Source organism: Porticoccus litoralis, assembly GCF_030676955.1.
Classification (GTDB): Bacteria; Pseudomonadota; Gammaproteobacteria; order Pseudomonadales; family Porticoccaceae; genus Porticoccus; species Porticoccus litoralis.
Window position 1 is genome coordinate 340,681 of record NZ_JAUUUU010000002.1, and the last position, 15,869, is coordinate 356,549.

Sequence of the window (15,869 nt, forward strand, 5' to 3'; positions counted from 1 at the left end):
CGATGAGAAACACATCGGTGTCAAACATTTGATTCAGATCAAGAACTGGCAATATCAGATCTGCTAGATTAAAACGGTCAATAAAGGGGGGGGCGATATGGTTCATTATCTGGGTATTGTGCTGGTCATTTGGGGGTTGCTTGCGCAACCACTGATGGCTGCATTACCCGGAGATATACAGGTTCACTCTCCAGTATCAGCAAGTGCGCCCAATATTGGCGCGATCGCCTCAGTATCGGATCTGGACCATACGCTCCCAGTCCCAGCGGCCACTTCCAATCCTCTCAACCCGAATGAGTATGGTAAACAGGCGGCAGGGCATAGCCTCACTGCTTCGACAATGCCCTGTCACCAAATTGCCGACAGTAGTGATTTGTCCAAACCCTGCGGTAAGTGCTTAACCGGTCATTGTGACTCAGGCTGTCTATCGGCCAGTCATTGTGCGCCAACCTGTTCAGCCTCGGGGACAGTTGGGGCTGTCGGTTCATTTTATAAAAATACTATGAATCATGCCGCCTGCGATGTGTTCAATACCCCGCCGGAACCACTGTTGGCGCGGCTCCCCTCACGTATTTTTCATCCTCCCAAAACGGCCTGATCAGGCCGGTAATCCCGCTGGTATAACAACTGCGATACCTGTTTCGTGAATGGTTCCGCCTTTGCGGATCCTGGTTCCTGAACCTTTGAAATCCCTGCTGGCGGTTCTCCCGCTTTGTGCTGGGAGCAACGCATGTTCCGACTAGCCAGGGTAAACAGGATTACACATCCATTACAGCAATGTAATACACGGGTCATCTTAAGGTCAGAAACGCCGCTCTACTATGACAATGGATAAGTCCAGGTGCAGCTTGGGAGTTGTGTACGGGTCGATTCAATGCAGAAACGCCGCGACAGGATATCTGGCCAATATTAACGGTTGACGGCGTACAGGCTACAGATCGAGGTGCGTGTAATAGTGAGTACGAGAGGCCTGATACCTGTTAATGAAAATTGCTTGACCTGTGTCTTGGACACAGGTGTAAGGTGACAAAAAGCCGGACAAATTCTTTGGATTTTCTCTCGGGTTTAGAACTGATGATTGACTCATATCAAGGCAAGGAACAGATCTTCGGGGTTAATCTGAATCCTGCGATAGTCAGACTGAGCTGCGAGGAGGGCTGTGTGAAAGTTATCGAAATGGCCAGGCGTTTAGGGGTTACGGCCGATACCGTGCGGTTTTATACCCGGATCAAGATTCTGAAACCGGGTAAGAACAAAGCCAATGGATATCGGGAATACAGCGAAAAGGATTACAACCGCTTGCGATTCGTGCTGAGTGCACGGCAACTGGGCTTTTCCGTTGAGGATATTCAGGAAATTTTGAACCACGCGGATAAGAAGAAATCGCCTTGCCCGACGGTGCGCCGCCTGATTGATCAGCGCCTGCATGAAACCGAGCGACAGCTTAGGGAAACGTTGAAATTGCGGGATCGCATGCAACAGGCTGTGTTGGAGTGGAGTCAAAAGCCGGATAAGGCGCCAACGGGCCATATGCTTTGCCATCTGATCGAAGAATTCACTGCGGAGGAAAGGTTATGAATACACACAAAACGCCAAGTGCGAATCTACACCGAGGTGGTTGTTGCTGCGCCGGCAAATCATCCGTTTCTGCTGAAGCCCGTGATATCCGCAGCGTTAGCGATACGTCTCTTCCTCTTCATCGTTTACAGGTTCAGGGTGCCAGCTGCGGTGGTTGCGTGAAAAGTATCGAGCAGACGTTGAAATCCGTTGCAGGGGTTAGCGAAGTGTCGATGAACCTGGTAACGGGCATCGCTTCAGTCATTGGTGTGGTTGAACCAAAAAACCTTACCGATGCGTTGGATCGTGTGGGTTTTCCCGCAACGCTCATTCGCTAGTTGCTGTCAAGTAAACCAGGAGTATGGATATGAGTTCAACAAACACGGAATCTGGCAATCCATCCTGTCATGAAGGTACGGAAACTGGCCAGCATCACCACCATCATGTTCATGGCGGCAGCGCAGTAAGCCAGGAATTGATGATCGAAGGCGCTGGTTGTGCCAGCTGTGTGGGAAAAATCGAATCCGCCCTAAAAGCGATACCGGGTGTGGAAAACGCGGAAATGAATTTCGCTCAGCGAACCGTCAGCGTGTTGGGCTCGGCGCCTGCCGAGCAATTGATAAAAGCCGTTGAGGGCGCTGGTTATAACGCCAAAATCAGCCTTGCTGACAATGAAGACGATGCATTGGCGGAAAAAGAAAAAGCTGATTGGGCTTACTACAAACGACTGATGCGGGAAATGACCATCGCCCTCAGCCTGGGCGTGCCGCTGATGATTTACAGCATCGTAGTCGGCGAAATGACGGTAACAAGCACTGGTGAGCGCATTGCCTGGTTGGCTGTTGGATTACTGACGCTTGGGGTGATGGTGTTCTCCGGCAAACACTTTTATGTCGGTGCCTGGCAATCCTTTAAAAATCACTCGGCCAATATGGATACCTTGATTGCTTTAGGCACAGGTACGGCGTGGGTGTATTCGATGGTGGTGGTGTTTGTTCCTCACTTGGTGCCGGAAATGGCGCGCCATGTTTATTTCGAGGCGACCGCGATGATTATTGGTTTAATCGATCTCGGTCTTGCCCTGGAATTGAAAGCCCGCGGTCGTACCTCTGAGGCTATTAAGCGCCTGATTGGATTGCAGGCGAAAACGGCGCGGGTTATTCGCGATGACAAAGAACTGGATATCGCTATCGAACAGGTTCTACTGAACGATGTGGTCCGCGTGCGCCCAGGTGAAAAAATTCCCGTCGATGGTGAAGTGGTTGAAGGGCATACGGCGATTGACGAATCCATGCTCACCGGCGAGCCGATGCCGGTTGAAAAAGCCACTGGGAATACCGTAGCGGCGGGCACCATCAATAAATCCGGCTCAATTCTGTTTAAAGCTACCCGCGTTGGTAAAGACACGGCGCTGGCGCAAATCATCAATATGGTCAAGCGCGCACAAAACTCCAAGCCGCCGATTGGTCGTTTGGCTGATGTCATCTCGGCGTATTTTGTACCGGTGGTGATGATTATTGCTGTGGTGAGTGCCTTGACCTGGCTTAATTTTGGACCGGAACCGGCGGTGGCATTTGCCATAGTATCGGCCACGACTGTATTGATTATCGCCTGTCCCTGTGCGCTGGGGCTGGCCACGCCGATGTCGGTGATGGTGGGTGTGGGTAAGGCCGCAGAGGCGGGCGTGCTGATTCGCAACGGTGAAGCCCTGCAAACCGCGTCGAAGATAACGGCGATGATTCTGGATAAAACCGGCACCATTACCTTGGGTGCACCGAAGGTCACCGATGTACTGGTGGCGGGTGAGTATGATGAGCAGGCGGTGTTGCGATTGGCAGCAACGCTTGAATCCGGCTCTGAGCATCCGTTGGCCATGGCTATTGTTGAAAGTGCTCAGGAAAGGGGGATCGAAACCGGCAAAGTCTCCAACTTTAACGCCATTGCTGGCCACGGCGTGCAGGCGGAAGTAGACGGTAAAACGCTGTTGTTTGGCAATGAAAAACTCATGCGCGAGCGCACCATTGAGCTCGGTGATTTTGTTGAAATGGCCCAGGCGCTGGCCGCCGAGGCTAAAACGCCGATGTATTTCGCCGTTGATAATAAGCTCGCAGCGATTATCGCAGTAGCCGATCCGATTAAGGAAGACTCCATCGCTGCCATCAAGCGCCTGCAGCATAACGGCATCCGGGTGGTGATGCTCACCGGCGATAACCGTGCCACGGCCAAAGCGGTAGCGAAAAAAGCCGGTATCAAGGAATTTTTCGCCGAAGTGCTGCCGGAAGAAAAATCCAAAAAGGTGCAGGAACTGCAGATGGAAGGCGAAGTGGTGGGCATGACCGGGGACGGCATTAACGATGCGCCGGCCCTGGCTATCGCCAATGTCGGTTTTGCTATCGGCACCGGTACGGATGTGGCCATTGAGAGTGCCGACATAACACTGATGCGGGGTTCGTTACATGGCCTGGCGGATGCCATTGCCGTCAGCAAGGCTACGTTGCGCAATATCAAACAAAATTTATTTGGCGCCTTTATTTACAACGTGGCCGGTGTACCGTTTGCGGCTGGCGTGTTGTATCCATTTTTCGGTTTGCTGTTAAGTCCGGTGATTGCCGGTGCGGCGATGGCGTTTTCATCGCTGACAGTTGTAACCAATGCTAATAGGCTGCGCTTCTTTAAAGCGCAGGAGCACTAATGAGAATGTCGGGATGAGGGCGTTGCGATGATGATTATTAATATTGCGGGTTTAGCGCTGATTGCACTGATTGTGTGGTGGTTCTGGCTCTACAAGCCGAAAGAAGCCGAGCTGGGTGAAAACGATCTGGTGATAACTGTGGAAAACGGTACCTATTCGCCTTCGCGCATTAAGGTGCCAGCTGGAGCACCATTTGAAATTAAATTTATGCGCAAAGATCAATCACCCTGTTCTGAGACTTTATTGATCCCCGAACTGCAAATCAGCGACACTTTGCCGTTGAATAAACTGAAGACCATTCAGCTGCCAGCAATGTCATCCGGCGAGTATGCGTTTCATTGTCAGATGCAGATGTACCGTGGACAAATCACGGTGAAATAAGCAGGAGGCCCAATGAACATCAACAAAGTCATGGCCATTTTTGACGAGTTTCGCCTGAAAAACGTGGAAGAAACTTTGATTCGACATGGGGTGAAGGGGTTTACCTTGCATCCAGTTCGTGGGCGTGGTCATTACTTTGACAGTTTTAACGAAAACCATTTGATCAAGCATATTCAAATGGAAGTTTACGCCAAGGCGGAGCAGGCCAAGGAAATCGCACGGTTGATTGTGGATGCGGCGCATGCCAATGCCGATAGCGAAGGGCTGGTCTGCATTGTGCCGGTTAACGATCTGCTATGGATACACGATAAACGCGGCGCAATAGACAACGATTTTCAATTACACAGGTGAGGTGTGACATGGCGACTCAAAAAACATCATTCTGGTTAACACCCAAAGGACTGGCGGCACTGGGACTTATCGGCGCGGTCACCTATTTTCTGCTCGTCGAGCACCGGCAACACGTCTGGCAGTTTCTGCCGTTCCTGATTTTCCTTGCCTGCCCCTTTATGCATCTGTTTATGCACGGCGGACACGGTGGTCATGGTAGCCATGATCAGCATGAGGGCGAGTCCGATCAGGATGCCTATCAGCGGGGGCTGGAGGAAGGCCGTCGGGAAAACGAACACCGTCATCACCATTAATCCAACAATATTACAGGAGAAGAAGCATGCACGGTGAATCCGCTTACGGCCTCTGGACGCTGGTGATACTTAATTCGGCGATATTTATTTTCTTTGCCTTCAGCTTTACCAAGCCGCAAACCAAAACTGACTGGCGAAGCTTTGGCGCTTTCTCGGCGTTTATTATTGCCCTATTTACCGAGATGTATGGCTTTCCATTAACCATTTATTTTCTCTCCGGCTGGTTGGCGGAAAAATATCCTGGTATTGATTTTCTGTCCCACGAAAACGGCCATCTTCTGCATACCCTTTTCGGTTTTGAAGGCAACCCTCATTTTGATCCGCTGCATATCGCCAGTAATGTCCTGATCATTTTGGGTTTCTTTTTGCTGGCCTCGGCGTGGAGTGTTCTGCACAAGGCGCAGCAGACCCGTTCGCTAGCGACTACCGGCTGGTATGCCCGTTGCCGCCACCCGCAGTACATCGCATTTATCCTGATCATGTTTGGATTTCTGTTGCAGTGGCCGACGATCCTTACCGTGATTATGTTTCCGGTTCTGGTAGTGGTTTACGTGCGACTCGCTAAGCGTGAGGAGCGCATGGCATTGAAGGAATTCGGTGATGACTATCGCCGCTATATGGAAGTCACGCCGGCATGGATTCCGAAATTTAACGTCGATAAAACTGTTTCCAACTGATGAGGGTGCTCCGATGAAAAAACTAATCTCCACTTTGGTAATAGCCGCCGCGATATCTTCGCCCGTCTTTGCGGAAAAAGGGCACGAACATGGCGACAGTAAAGATCAGCCGATGGGCGGAATGATGATGGGCCATGAGCAAATGATGGCTATGCATGAGCACATGCAAAAGATGCACGACATGATGGGAAAAATCAAAGCCGAAACCGATCCGGAAAAACGCCAGCAACTGATGCAGGAACATATGCGAGTGATGCAGGAGGGCATGCGATTAATGGGTGATGGCATGGGAATGGACATGAACAAAGATGAGTCATCAAAAATGGACGACATGGATATGATAAAGCGCATGGACATGATGGAAGAACGAATGGGCATGATGCAGATGATGATGGGGCAAATGATGGATCATGAGTCTGAATCCCAAAAAACACCTGTCCACAAACACAAAAAATAGATGGGTTGCTTACTCAACCTGTCGATTGGAGGAAAAACACTATGAATGAGCATCGATCGGGTATCAATCCAGGTTTTTTAACCAAGCATACCTTGAGCGTGTGCGGGATCAATGAAAACAATACCAAAGCGATTGTTGAGGAAATTGATGAGCTTCCCTGTGTTGACAGCGTTCAGTTCGATGCACGTAGAAAAACCTTAAAAATCGCCTACGACGCTTCTCATCACAATATCGATGAAATGATCGCCATTGTCGAAAAGCATGGTGCGGCAATAAAAGACAGCTGGTGGCCCCGAACCAGGCTGAGTTGGCAACGGCAGACCGATGAGAATATCAGGGATAACGCTAAACATGAGGCGCACTGCTGCAACAAGATGCCGCCTCATTAGATGAAAGAGAAAATGAGCAACAAAGAACATCGATTAGGTGTCTCGGAAATTAATCTGGTGAGGGGCCAATTGACGTTGGAACCTGTCGATATGACTAGCAGTCTGTTGAGAAATGCAGTTTTAAGCATCCTGTATACCTTGCAACGAATGCCCAGGAAGAGGGCTGACCATTATATTAAGGGGGCATGAATGGAGGAAAAAGACGATCGTTCGACACATTATGACGAGGGTAGCCTCTCTCTGTCAGGTACGGTGATGCTCGGGACTGGGGTGATGATCGGCGCAGGAATATTTGCGCTAACCGGGCAGATGGCAGAGATGACTGGTGCATTATTCCCATTGGCATTCCTCGCGGCCGCGATCATCGTTGGTTTCAGTGCTTACTCATACATCAAAATATCCAATGCCTACCCATCAGCAGGGGGGATCGGCATGTATCTGCATAAGGCCTATGGCGACCGGTTGCCCACTGCGTTTAATGCACTACTTATGTATTTTTCGATGGTCATCGCGCAGAGTTTTCTAGCGCGTACGTTCGGTTCTTACACCATGCAATTATTTGGCGGTGACCCTTCAGGGCAAATGACTCCTATACTCGGCGTCTCCCTAATTCTGGCGGCGTTCATTGTGAACCTGTTGGGTAATCGGTTGATTCAAGGGGTTGCAGGGTTTATCGGCCTACTGAAAATTGGTGGAATTCTAATCTTTGGTCTCGTCGGCATCTGGTTAGCTGATAGCCTGGCAGTGGACTTTGACCATGTAAGCGAGACCGGTTCAGCCAGTAATTTCCTCGGCGCCACAGCGCTGGGGATTCTGGCATTCAAAGGCTTTACCACTATTACCAATAGTGGTTCCGAGGTGATCGATCCACACCGCAATGTTGGTCGCGCCATTGTTATTTCGATTGCTGCCTGTGTCGTTATCTATACATTGGTTGGTTTTGCGGTGGCCAGTAACCTCTCACTCAGGGAGATTATTCAAACTCGAGATTATTCCCTGGCTGCGGCCGCTCGACCTGCACTCGGTGAGTACGGCGTGTGGTTCACCGTTGCGATTGCCATGCTGGCGACGGCGGGAGGGATTCTTGCCAGTATTTTTGCGGTCTCCAGAATGCTGGCGATGCTAACGGAAATGAAGTTGGTGCCCCATAGCCATTTCGGTATGCCGGGTAGCATTCAGAAACATACATTGGTGTACACCGTGGTTCTTGGACTTGTGCTCACCGCGTTCTTTGATCTTTCCCGTATAGCAGCACTTGGCATCATATTCTATCTGGTGATGGATATCGCCATTCACTGGGGTGTTCTGCGCTACTTGTTGGACGATGTTAAAGCCAAAAGCTGGGTCCCCGTTACCGCGATTATATTAGATTCGCTTGCACTAAGCGGGTTCGTTTGGGTGAAGTTGAATTCAGATCCATTTGTGTTGGGTGTGGCCGTTGTCACAATGATGCTAATCGCGATCGGAGAGCAACTATTCCTTGGATCTGAAAAACGAAAGCAAGCTGTGTCCCAAAGTCAGGCGCATGAACATCATCATTAAAAATCATGTGGAGGAAGCCTGCCAGGCACAGAACGGGACTCTAGTGGTTAACTTTTGTTGTTTGGAGAATGGTAATGGATCAAGTTAGCACACTTAAAGCGATCTATATGGGCATCGACACCCACCAGGAACTGGTGGTGTGTATGCGCAGCTATCGTGACTTTTTGAGACTCTAATCGATGAGTCAATCCACAACTGAGAAAAAATTATGCAAATTGAAACCTTAAAAGATGTGCTGCACTGGACCCGGGAATTTCACCAACATCTCAGTCAGTGCTTATCCCATTGCGCAGACAAGAATACGGATGAACGGGCCCGACTGACCGATTACATTTAAAACCGGCAGTTACACAGAATTATTTACAGGGTCGGTCCGGATGATTCTTGCTTACCTGTCCGATCACGAAAAAAGTCTCACAAAAGTTGTCAATGGCTTCGAAACCTCGGGCGATGAACATGCGCTGAACACCTGGTGTATGGAATATGTGGCAAAGCATCCTATCGTCCGACATGCACATTGCGACGCGCCTTTTGCCGAGCTTGATGCCGCGCAAATCATGGAGGTGATTGTCGATCAGCATCAGCAGGTGATTGAGCTGTATCGCTATCTCGCCTCAAGGGCGGATATCCCCTCTGCCAAGGAGTTGATGGAATCACTCCGGTCGCTGGAGGAACACGAAATGATGCGTATGGTGCAGTCTGCCAACCGGTTCGGGGATATGTAGAGACACTAATTTATTACAGATACACCACCATAAACGGAGGAATAGTCATGACACTTAATGCGTTCAAATTCGGGATAGCCAGCGCGATTACCGCGGCGATACTGTGGCTGGCTTGCAGCCTGTTGGTGATGTTAATGCCCGCCATGATGTTATCCATGTCTGGGGAAATGGTGCATATGCAACTGAATGAGATGGGTTGGCATTTGACATTCACTGGCGTTGTTGTGGGACTGGTGGCTTGGTCAGTGTCAGCGGGTATCGCCGGGTGGTTGCTGGCGGCTATTTACAACCGCTTGCAGTAAGCCGATGGATTATGAGGTGCCATATCAGTGACCATGCCCTTCCGAGTCTTGCCCGCGCGCGGTAAGTATCTGGTATTGATCGGAAGATAATTCCGGCAATCGCTGCAGGAACGCTACCATGTTCCAGATACGTTCGTCGTCATGCCCCGGTCCCCAGGCTGGCATGCCCGAGGCCTTGATGCCGTGTTTAATAATCCAGAATTGTCGCTTAATGGCTTCGTCGTCATTATCGGTGTTACCCGCATGGTCGTGTCCATGTTCATCACCCGTTAGGGTTAAATTGGGTGGTGCGGGGTACAGCCCCAGGGTGAAATCACTTTCGGTCCTGCCCGGCTTCAGATGGCACCCTGCACACATATCATCGTAGTCGGCACCACCCGCCAGTAACCGCTCCGGAGCGTTTAGGTCGCTAGGAACCTTAATGCCACTGGCGGCGCGTGCGACGGAACGTTCACGCAAGGTTTCCAGCAGCCAGTAGGTCAGCCGATTGTGGGGAACGTCGGCGCCTATTGGATAGAGCCCGGAATACAAAAACGCCAGACCGCCAATGATCGATATCGCTGCTGCGATAAGCAGACATTTACCACAGGTTAGAAATTTGAAAGCGGCCATGACATCTCCATCCGGTTTGAATCTTAGCAATATCGCTCGAAATGATAGACCGTGGGTCGTCAGTGTTTGTGTTCAATCGATTCATCATTCGCGGTGTGTTCTTTCTGTCCGCCGTCTTCTTGGTTTGCGTTTTCTGAAGCTTGATTATCTTGGTGCATGTCTTTCATACACTGCTGCATCATGGCCTGCATCACCGGATCATTCATGTCCATCTTGCTGTGATCCATATTTTTCATGGCGGTGCAATCCGGTTTTTCAGCGTCTTTCATATGTTCTTTAGGTTCATGGGCCTGTGCTGAGAAAGCGATGCCCAGTGTGGAGAACACGATGATAGTGGCTAGTGTTTTCATATTCATAAAGGTGTTCCTCATAGGTGTTTAAAAAGTTTCTATATCAACTTGGTGATTGTTAAAACCAGAATCGCAGTCCCGCGACGAATTGGGTGCCTGACGTATCTTGGCCTGCCGCGCGGCGGTAATCGGCTGTGTCGCCATAGGTGTCTGTCCATTCCACACCGATGTAGGGAGAAAATTGACGGCTGAATTCGTAACGCAGGCGCAAGCCCAAGGCGAGATCCGAGAGGCCCGACCCCAATCTATTATCAAGATCATCCTTGCCATACAGATTCAGTTCCGCGCGGGGCTGTAAAATGAGCCGCTGTGTCAGCAGCAACTCGTACTCGGCCTCGGCAGAGAGTGCGGTCCGACCGTCGTCGCCAACATAGGCAGTCACATCCAGCTCAAACCAGTAGGGCGCCAGGCCTTGCATACCAATTGCCAGCCACTGGCGATCCTTACCTTCGTCATATTGGTCAAGTCGAACGCCGAATTGGGTGTCGAAATAGGCGTTGAGCGCATGGCCCCACAACAGCTCGGTAGAACTTTCTTCCAGCGTGCCGTCTGCGATATCACCCTCCGCTTTGATGACAAAGCGGTTGTAGGTGGTGCCATACCAGGCCTGTATATCGTAAACCGTGCTATCGCTGTCTTCCTGATACTCCAGGCGATCGCCCAGAACGGACCAGAAGGCGTGCTCGTCCGCCAGTTTCAGTTGCCGTGGCCCCGGCTGTGCATAGGGGCCTTCGGTCAAGGTGTAACCGTCGGAATAAGCGTGGGGATCGCGGGCATCGGCTGGCGCACTACCACCCTGCATTTGCATATCGCCGTGATCCATTTGCGCCAGGGCCGTATTTACTTGAAGGGCACCGACAATAACAACCAGTGTTGTGAGATATTTCACCGTATTAAGTCTCATGACACCACCACCTCGCGGAACATGCCCGCATCCATATGGAACAGCAAATGACAATGCCAGGCCCAGCGGCCCAGATCATGGGGTGTGGTCAGGTAGCTGATGCGCTGCGCTGGTTGCACGGGAATGGTATGGCGGCGCACTCGCAATTCACCCTGGTCAGTTTCCAGTTCGCTCCACATACCATGTAAGTGCATGGGGTGGGTCATCATGGTGTCATTTTGCAAAATGATTCTAACGCGTTCGTTATGACGCAAGGAGACTGGTGTGCTTTTGCCGAATTCAAGCCCGTCGAAGGACCAGCTATAGCGTTCCATATTGCCGGTAAGGTGTAGTTCCAGCTCTCTTGCGGGCGGGCGGCGGTCATCCAGCACACCATCGATGGATTTCAGGTCGGCCAGCGTCAGCACGCGGTGGCCCTGTGGGCGCAGCCCACGCTGGCTTAAGTTACGCAGGCCAATACCGGGGTCGTCGAGATTGGTACTTGGCGTATCCACCCGTTGGTCAACCGAAGCCCCGTATTCGGTTCGGGCGTGGCGTATGGTAGATGAAGGTTTGGCAAGCGGGTTCTCAGAACCCTGCTGCATGCCGTGCATACTGTGGTCCATGGCCATACCGCCGGACATTTGGGAATGATCCATCTTGGTTTGGCCCATGGAGTCCATTTTCATCATGTCGTGGCCCATGGCGCCACCACCCATTGCTCCCATCATATCCTTCATGGTTAACCACTCGGGCGAATCGGGTTCTGGCACAGGCGCTGTTAAACCTTGCCGCACACTCAGGGTGCCGCGGGCGTAACCGCTGCGTTCCATGCTCTGGGCGAAGATCGTATAAGCGTCGTCCTGTGGCTCGACCATGACATCGTAGGTTTCGCCGGGGCCAAAGCGGAATTCATCCACAGTGACCGGCTCGACATCCTGGCCATCTGCCTGGATCACCGTTAACTTCAAACCGGGAATGCGGATATCGTAAAAGCTGTTGCTGGCGGCATTAATAAAACGAAGCCGTACGCGATCACCGCGCTGGAACAACCCGCTCCAATTGCCCGCCGGGGTGGTGCCATTCATTAGGAAGGTGAGGGTGGCCGCCGACAGGTCCGCCAGATCGGTCGGGTTCATCCGCATCTGGTTCCACATCTGGCGCTTTTCCAGGGCTGCCTGTAAGCCCATCTTTGAAACATCGGCTGTGAAATCGAAAAAGGTGGGCTGATTGAAGTTGTAGACATCGCTTTGTACTTTCAGCTTGCTGAAGGTATGCATTGGATCTTCGTCGGTCCAGTCGGACAGCTGCACCACATAATCCTGGTCGGCACGGTGTCTTTCGCCTGCCCGCGGCTCAATGATCAGGGCGCCGTACATCCCGGTCATCTCCTGAAAGCCGGAGTGACTGTGGTACCAATAGGTGCCGCTCTGGCGGAGGGTAAAGCGGTAAACAAAGGTTTCTCCCGGTGCGATGCCTGGGTAGCTGATCCCCGGCACACCATCCATTTGATAGGGCAGCAAGATGCCGTGCCAGTGAATAGAGGTAGAAACAGGTAATCGGTTGGTGACGCGGATGGTGACGTCATCGCCCTCGCGCAGCCGTAGCGTCGGTGCCGGAATGGAGCCGTTGATGGTGGTAGCCATACGTGTGACACCGGTAAAATTGACAGGTGTTGCGGCGATTACCAGGTCGATTTCACGGCCGCTGAGTACCGGTGCCGAGCCCAGCGCGGTCGCGCCTTTTGCGGCGGCCTGCAACCAGGACGGTGTGGCGGCCAGCACGCCACCGGCTGCCAGGCCCTGCACGAAGCGGCGGCGACTAAGCTGCCAGGGCTGCTTGGGTCGGGGGAAACCATGGGTCATGAGTCAATCTCTTTTCGAATAAGTGATGGTTGTTCCACGTTCTGACTCCGCATACTAGCCAGCCGAGCCTGTCACCCGCATGACTTCAAAATGACAAAGTTGTAATCTAGTCGTCATCTTCTTGTGGGTTAGCCAGGTTTAGGCTGTTTCCAAACCCATTCTGAACATACGGAGCAGTGCAACGATGCGGCTATTGGTGGTCGAAGACGAAATCAAGACCGGCGATTATTTACAGCAGGGACTGACCGAGGCGGGCTTTCTGGTCACGCTGGTGCGCAATGGCCTCGACGGCCATCATTTGGCGATGACCGAGACCTTTGATTTGCTGGTGCTGGACGTCATGCTGCCGGATGTTGACGGCTGGCGAATCGTGCAGTCGTTGCGCGAGGCTGGCCGTCAGACACCAGTGCTGTTCCTGACCGCCCGCGACAGCGTGGATGACCGCGTTAAAGGCCTTGAATTGGGGGCTGATGATTACCTGGTCAAGCCCTTCGCTTTTGCGGAACTGCTGGCCCGGGTGCGCACTCTGTTGCGCCGCAGTGCGGTGCCGGTGATGACGGATCAGATCAGAGTCGCCGACCTCACCCTGGATTTGCCGCGGCACCGGGCCACGCGCGCCGGCCGCAAGATCAATCTCAGCCACAAGGAGTTTTGTTTGCTGGAGCTGTTGGTCCGGCGACAGGGCGAAGTACTGCCGCGCTCCTTGATCGCCTCCCAGGTGTGGGACATGAACTTCGATTCCGACACCAATGTCATTGACGTGGCCATACGGCGCCTAAGGGCAAAAATCGATGACGATTATGAACCCAAGCTGATTCACACTGTGCGCGGCTTGGGTTACAAGCTGGAGGTCGAGGACGACCATGACGAAAGTTAGTCTCGCCCGGAGACGACCACTGTCACTCAACAGCCGGGTGATGCTGTTTGTCGCGATGGCTATCGGTTTCAGTTTACTGATGATCGGTTATCTCGTGCTGAATGAAGTAGAGCGCCATTTTGCTGAACAGGATGCCGACGAGTTGGTGGTGATTACTCGTGCTGTTGAAGACGCTCTACAATCGGCGAAAGATCAGGACTCGGCACCGGAGGGCGCCCTTGCGCGAGCTGTTTCTGGTCACCATGGTGTCTACTTTCAAGTGTGGGATGATGCGGGACGTTTGGTCTATGGTCCTGAGGAGGGTGGACCTTCGCCACAAGAAAACACCTATTCTCCTGTGAGCCGTATTCAGGTAGACAATCTTTATACCTGGCAAACTGATGGCAAAACCTACCGTGGCACTATCACGCATACCCGCATTGAAGACCAGAATTATCGCATCGTTGCTGCTATCGATATGGATTTCCATATCCACTTTCTGGAAAATTTTCGGCGCAGTTTGTGGATGATTATGGTGCTGGCAGGCGCGGTGACTCTCTTGGCGGCCTGGTATGGCGTGCACCAGGGGCACGCGCCCTTGCGCGAGCTGAGTGCGACAATGAGTGATATTCAGGCGGATCGCCTTCATGTGCGTCTAGACCCTAGCACCGTTCCCCGGGAACTGCAAAACCTTGTCTGTTCCTTTAATCATATGATTGGCCGCTTGGAAGACAGCTTCGTTCGACTATCCTATTTCTCCGCCGATATTGCCCATGAATTGCGCACGCCTTTGACCAACCTGATCACCCAGACCCAGGTGGGTTTGGGTAAGTCCAGAAGCCTGGAAGAATATCGCGAACTGCTATATTCAAACCTGGAAGAACAGGAGCGCCTGACCAAGATGGTTAATGACATGCTCTGGCTGGCCCAGAGCGAACACGGCCTGCTCAAGCCTGTCTGGGAACCGCTGGATCTGGCTCGTGAAGTGCGCGAGCTGTTCGATTTTTTCGAGGCGCTGGCGGAGGAAAAACACATCGAATTGGTATTGGAGGGAAAGGCGCCGATCATACAGGGTGACCGCGCCATGCTGAGGCGCGCGTTATCTAATCTGCTGTCCAATGCCCTACGTCATGCGCCCGCGGGGGCAAGTGTGCTGATCCGGCTGGATTCATCGGGTGAGGGTAGGGCGTTACTAAGCGTACAAAATCCGGGGCCAGAAATTTCAGCCGAGCATTTGCTCAGGATTTTCGACCGGTTTTACCGGGTCGATCCTTCCCGGCAACGCCAAAGCGAAGGTGCTGGCTTGGGGCTGGCTATCGTCAAGTCCATAGTCGAGGCCCATGAAGGAAACATCGCGGTGATCTCCGAACGCGGCGTCACGCGCTTCACGATCAGTTTACCCAGCATGGCTGATGTAGAGGTGAGTGCTACGGGAGAAAGTGATGAGTCAATTGACCATCGGTAAACTGGCACAAGCAGCTCGGGTCAGTGTCGAAACTATTCGTTATTACGAACGCCTCGGGCTTATCGAACAGCCGCTAAAGCCAGCTTAAGGATACCGCACCAACCCAAAAGCCACTCTGAAGCGGGTCTTCTTCATGAAATGAGCCCAAGAGCTAGGATCCACTTTGTAAGAAATCGATAATCTGTTGGCGCCTAGAGAATCGCATTGTCCGGGGTCGCCGTGAAGATCAGGATGATCATGCTGGTGTATCTCAACCAGTCCAATGTACAAACGCAAGAGGAGTGCGATGCGTGAGGTTGCTCCGACAGAAGATACGCACCGTAATGCCATTCTGCACGGCCCCGGACTGCGGGTACGACTGGTTATGAGAGCAGCTCAATGGAGGCAGAAGGATATCCCGTGTGCCGACAGGAGCCGTGTTGTCAGGAATGCCAACAAACCAGTCACACACTTGACTCTATAGCTACCATAG

At 52.1% G+C, this 15,869-nt stretch carries 19 protein-coding genes; 15 read left to right on the forward strand and 4 right to left on the reverse strand.

The annotated features are described in order from the left end of the window. Positions 1-1,161 precede the first annotated feature (1,161 nt). From Q8A57_RS05915 to Q8A57_RS05970, 12 genes are all read left to right on the forward strand, one after another. On the forward strand, positions 1,162-1,578 hold the full coding sequence (locus Q8A57_RS05915) for a MerR family transcriptional regulator (protein WP_040362990.1): 417 nt from the start codon (positions 1,162-1,164) through the stop codon (positions 1,576-1,578). Further along, positions 1,575-1,895 carry a heavy-metal-associated domain-containing protein gene (locus Q8A57_RS05920; RefSeq protein ID WP_305170065.1) on the forward strand — a complete coding sequence of 107 codons (321 nt, stop codon included), beginning with the start codon at positions 1,575-1,577 and terminating at the stop codon, positions 1,893-1,895. Before Q8A57_RS05915 ends, Q8A57_RS05920 begins: the two co-directional genes overlap by 4 nt. 23 nt (positions 1,896-1,918) lie before the next feature. Beyond that, complete coding sequence (locus Q8A57_RS05925; protein WP_008296013.1) at positions 1,919-4,249, forward strand: heavy metal translocating P-type ATPase; 2,331 nt, start codon at positions 1,919-1,921, stop codon at positions 4,247-4,249. Positions 4,250-4,276: 27 nt separating this feature from the next. Next, on the forward strand, positions 4,277-4,630 hold the full coding sequence (locus Q8A57_RS05930) for a cupredoxin domain-containing protein (RefSeq protein WP_008284637.1): 354 nt from the start codon (positions 4,277-4,279) through the stop codon (positions 4,628-4,630). Between the two features lie 12 nt (positions 4,631-4,642). Then, positions 4,643-4,981: a P-II family nitrogen regulator gene (locus tag Q8A57_RS05935; RefSeq protein WP_008296012.1), complete on the forward strand. Its 339-nt coding sequence runs from the start codon at positions 4,643-4,645 to the stop codon at positions 4,979-4,981. 8 nt (positions 4,982-4,989) lie between these two features. Then, on the forward strand, positions 4,990-5,274 hold the full coding sequence (locus Q8A57_RS05940; RefSeq protein ID WP_008296011.1) for a DUF2933 domain-containing protein: 285 nt from the start codon (positions 4,990-4,992) through the stop codon (positions 5,272-5,274). 26 nt (positions 5,275-5,300) lie between these two features. Further along, positions 5,301-5,951, forward strand: coding sequence for a methyltransferase family protein (locus Q8A57_RS05945; RefSeq protein ID WP_008296010.1), 651 nt, complete (start codon positions 5,301-5,303; stop codon positions 5,949-5,951). Positions 5,952-5,964: 13 nt separating this feature from the next. Then, positions 5,965-6,408, forward strand: coding sequence for a hypothetical protein (locus Q8A57_RS05950; RefSeq protein WP_305170066.1), 444 nt, complete (start codon positions 5,965-5,967; stop codon positions 6,406-6,408). Positions 6,409-6,449: 41 nt separating this feature from the next. Next, positions 6,450-6,797 (forward strand): hypothetical protein, encoded by a 348-nt coding sequence (locus Q8A57_RS05955; protein ID WP_008296008.1) that lies wholly within the window; start codon positions 6,450-6,452, stop codon positions 6,795-6,797. A 189-nt stretch (positions 6,798-6,986) separates the two neighbouring features. Next, a complete protein-coding gene (locus tag Q8A57_RS05960; protein ID WP_008284552.1) occupies positions 6,987-8,339 on the forward strand; it encodes an APC family permease in 1,353 nt (450 codons plus the stop codon). 377 nt (positions 8,340-8,716) lie between these two features. Continuing rightward, positions 8,717-9,064 (forward strand): ATPase, encoded by a 348-nt coding sequence (locus Q8A57_RS05965; RefSeq protein WP_305170067.1) that lies wholly within the window; start codon positions 8,717-8,719, stop codon positions 9,062-9,064. A gap of 47 nt (positions 9,065-9,111) precedes the next feature. After that, positions 9,112-9,366 carry a DUF5676 family membrane protein gene (locus Q8A57_RS05970; RefSeq protein WP_022960193.1) on the forward strand — a complete coding sequence of 85 codons (255 nt, stop codon included), beginning with the start codon at positions 9,112-9,114 and terminating at the stop codon, positions 9,364-9,366. Positions 9,367-9,390: 24 nt separating this feature from the next. Here Q8A57_RS05970 and Q8A57_RS05975 read toward each other — a convergent pair whose 3' ends face one another. From Q8A57_RS05975 to Q8A57_RS05990, 4 genes are read right to left on the reverse strand one after another with little or no spacing between them, the layout of a single operon-like run. After that, the gene (locus Q8A57_RS05975; protein WP_305170068.1) at positions 9,391-9,978 is read right to left on the reverse strand and encodes a c-type cytochrome; all 588 of its coding nucleotides are present in this window, start codon (positions 9,976-9,978) and stop codon (positions 9,391-9,393) included. A 59-nt stretch (positions 9,979-10,037) separates the two neighbouring features. Then, positions 10,038-10,334 carry a hypothetical protein gene (locus Q8A57_RS05980; RefSeq protein ID WP_305170069.1) on the reverse strand — a complete coding sequence of 99 codons (297 nt, stop codon included), beginning with the start codon at positions 10,332-10,334 and terminating at the stop codon, positions 10,038-10,040. A 52-nt stretch (positions 10,335-10,386) separates the two neighbouring features. Further along, positions 10,387-11,232, reverse strand: coding sequence for a copper resistance protein B (locus Q8A57_RS05985; protein WP_022960196.1), 846 nt, complete (start codon positions 11,230-11,232; stop codon positions 10,387-10,389). Next, a complete protein-coding gene (locus tag Q8A57_RS05990; protein ID WP_305170070.1) occupies positions 11,229-13,076 on the reverse strand; it encodes a copper resistance system multicopper oxidase in 1,848 nt (615 codons plus the stop codon). Before Q8A57_RS05990 ends, Q8A57_RS05985 begins: the two co-directional genes overlap by 4 nt. Before the next feature lie 184 nt (positions 13,077-13,260). Here Q8A57_RS05990 and Q8A57_RS05995 point away from each other — a divergent pair, with 184 nt between their 5' ends. Genes Q8A57_RS05995 through Q8A57_RS06005 form a run of 3 tightly spaced genes read left to right on the forward strand, consistent with a single transcriptional unit; the run spans position 13,261 to position 15,485 of the window. After that, positions 13,261-13,953 carry a heavy metal response regulator transcription factor gene (locus tag Q8A57_RS05995; protein ID WP_027951203.1) on the forward strand — a complete coding sequence of 231 codons (693 nt, stop codon included), beginning with the start codon at positions 13,261-13,263 and terminating at the stop codon, positions 13,951-13,953. Then, positions 13,940-15,397: a Cu(+)/Ag(+) sensor histidine kinase gene (locus tag Q8A57_RS06000; protein WP_305170071.1), complete on the forward strand. Its 1,458-nt coding sequence runs from the start codon at positions 13,940-13,942 to the stop codon at positions 15,395-15,397. The genes Q8A57_RS05995 and Q8A57_RS06000 overlap by 14 nt, the downstream gene beginning before the upstream one ends. Then, positions 15,375-15,485, forward strand: coding sequence for a MerR family DNA-binding transcriptional regulator (locus tag Q8A57_RS06005; RefSeq protein WP_231580283.1), 111 nt, complete (start codon positions 15,375-15,377; stop codon positions 15,483-15,485). Before Q8A57_RS06000 ends, Q8A57_RS06005 begins: the two co-directional genes overlap by 23 nt. Positions 15,486-15,869: the final 384 nt, after the last annotated feature.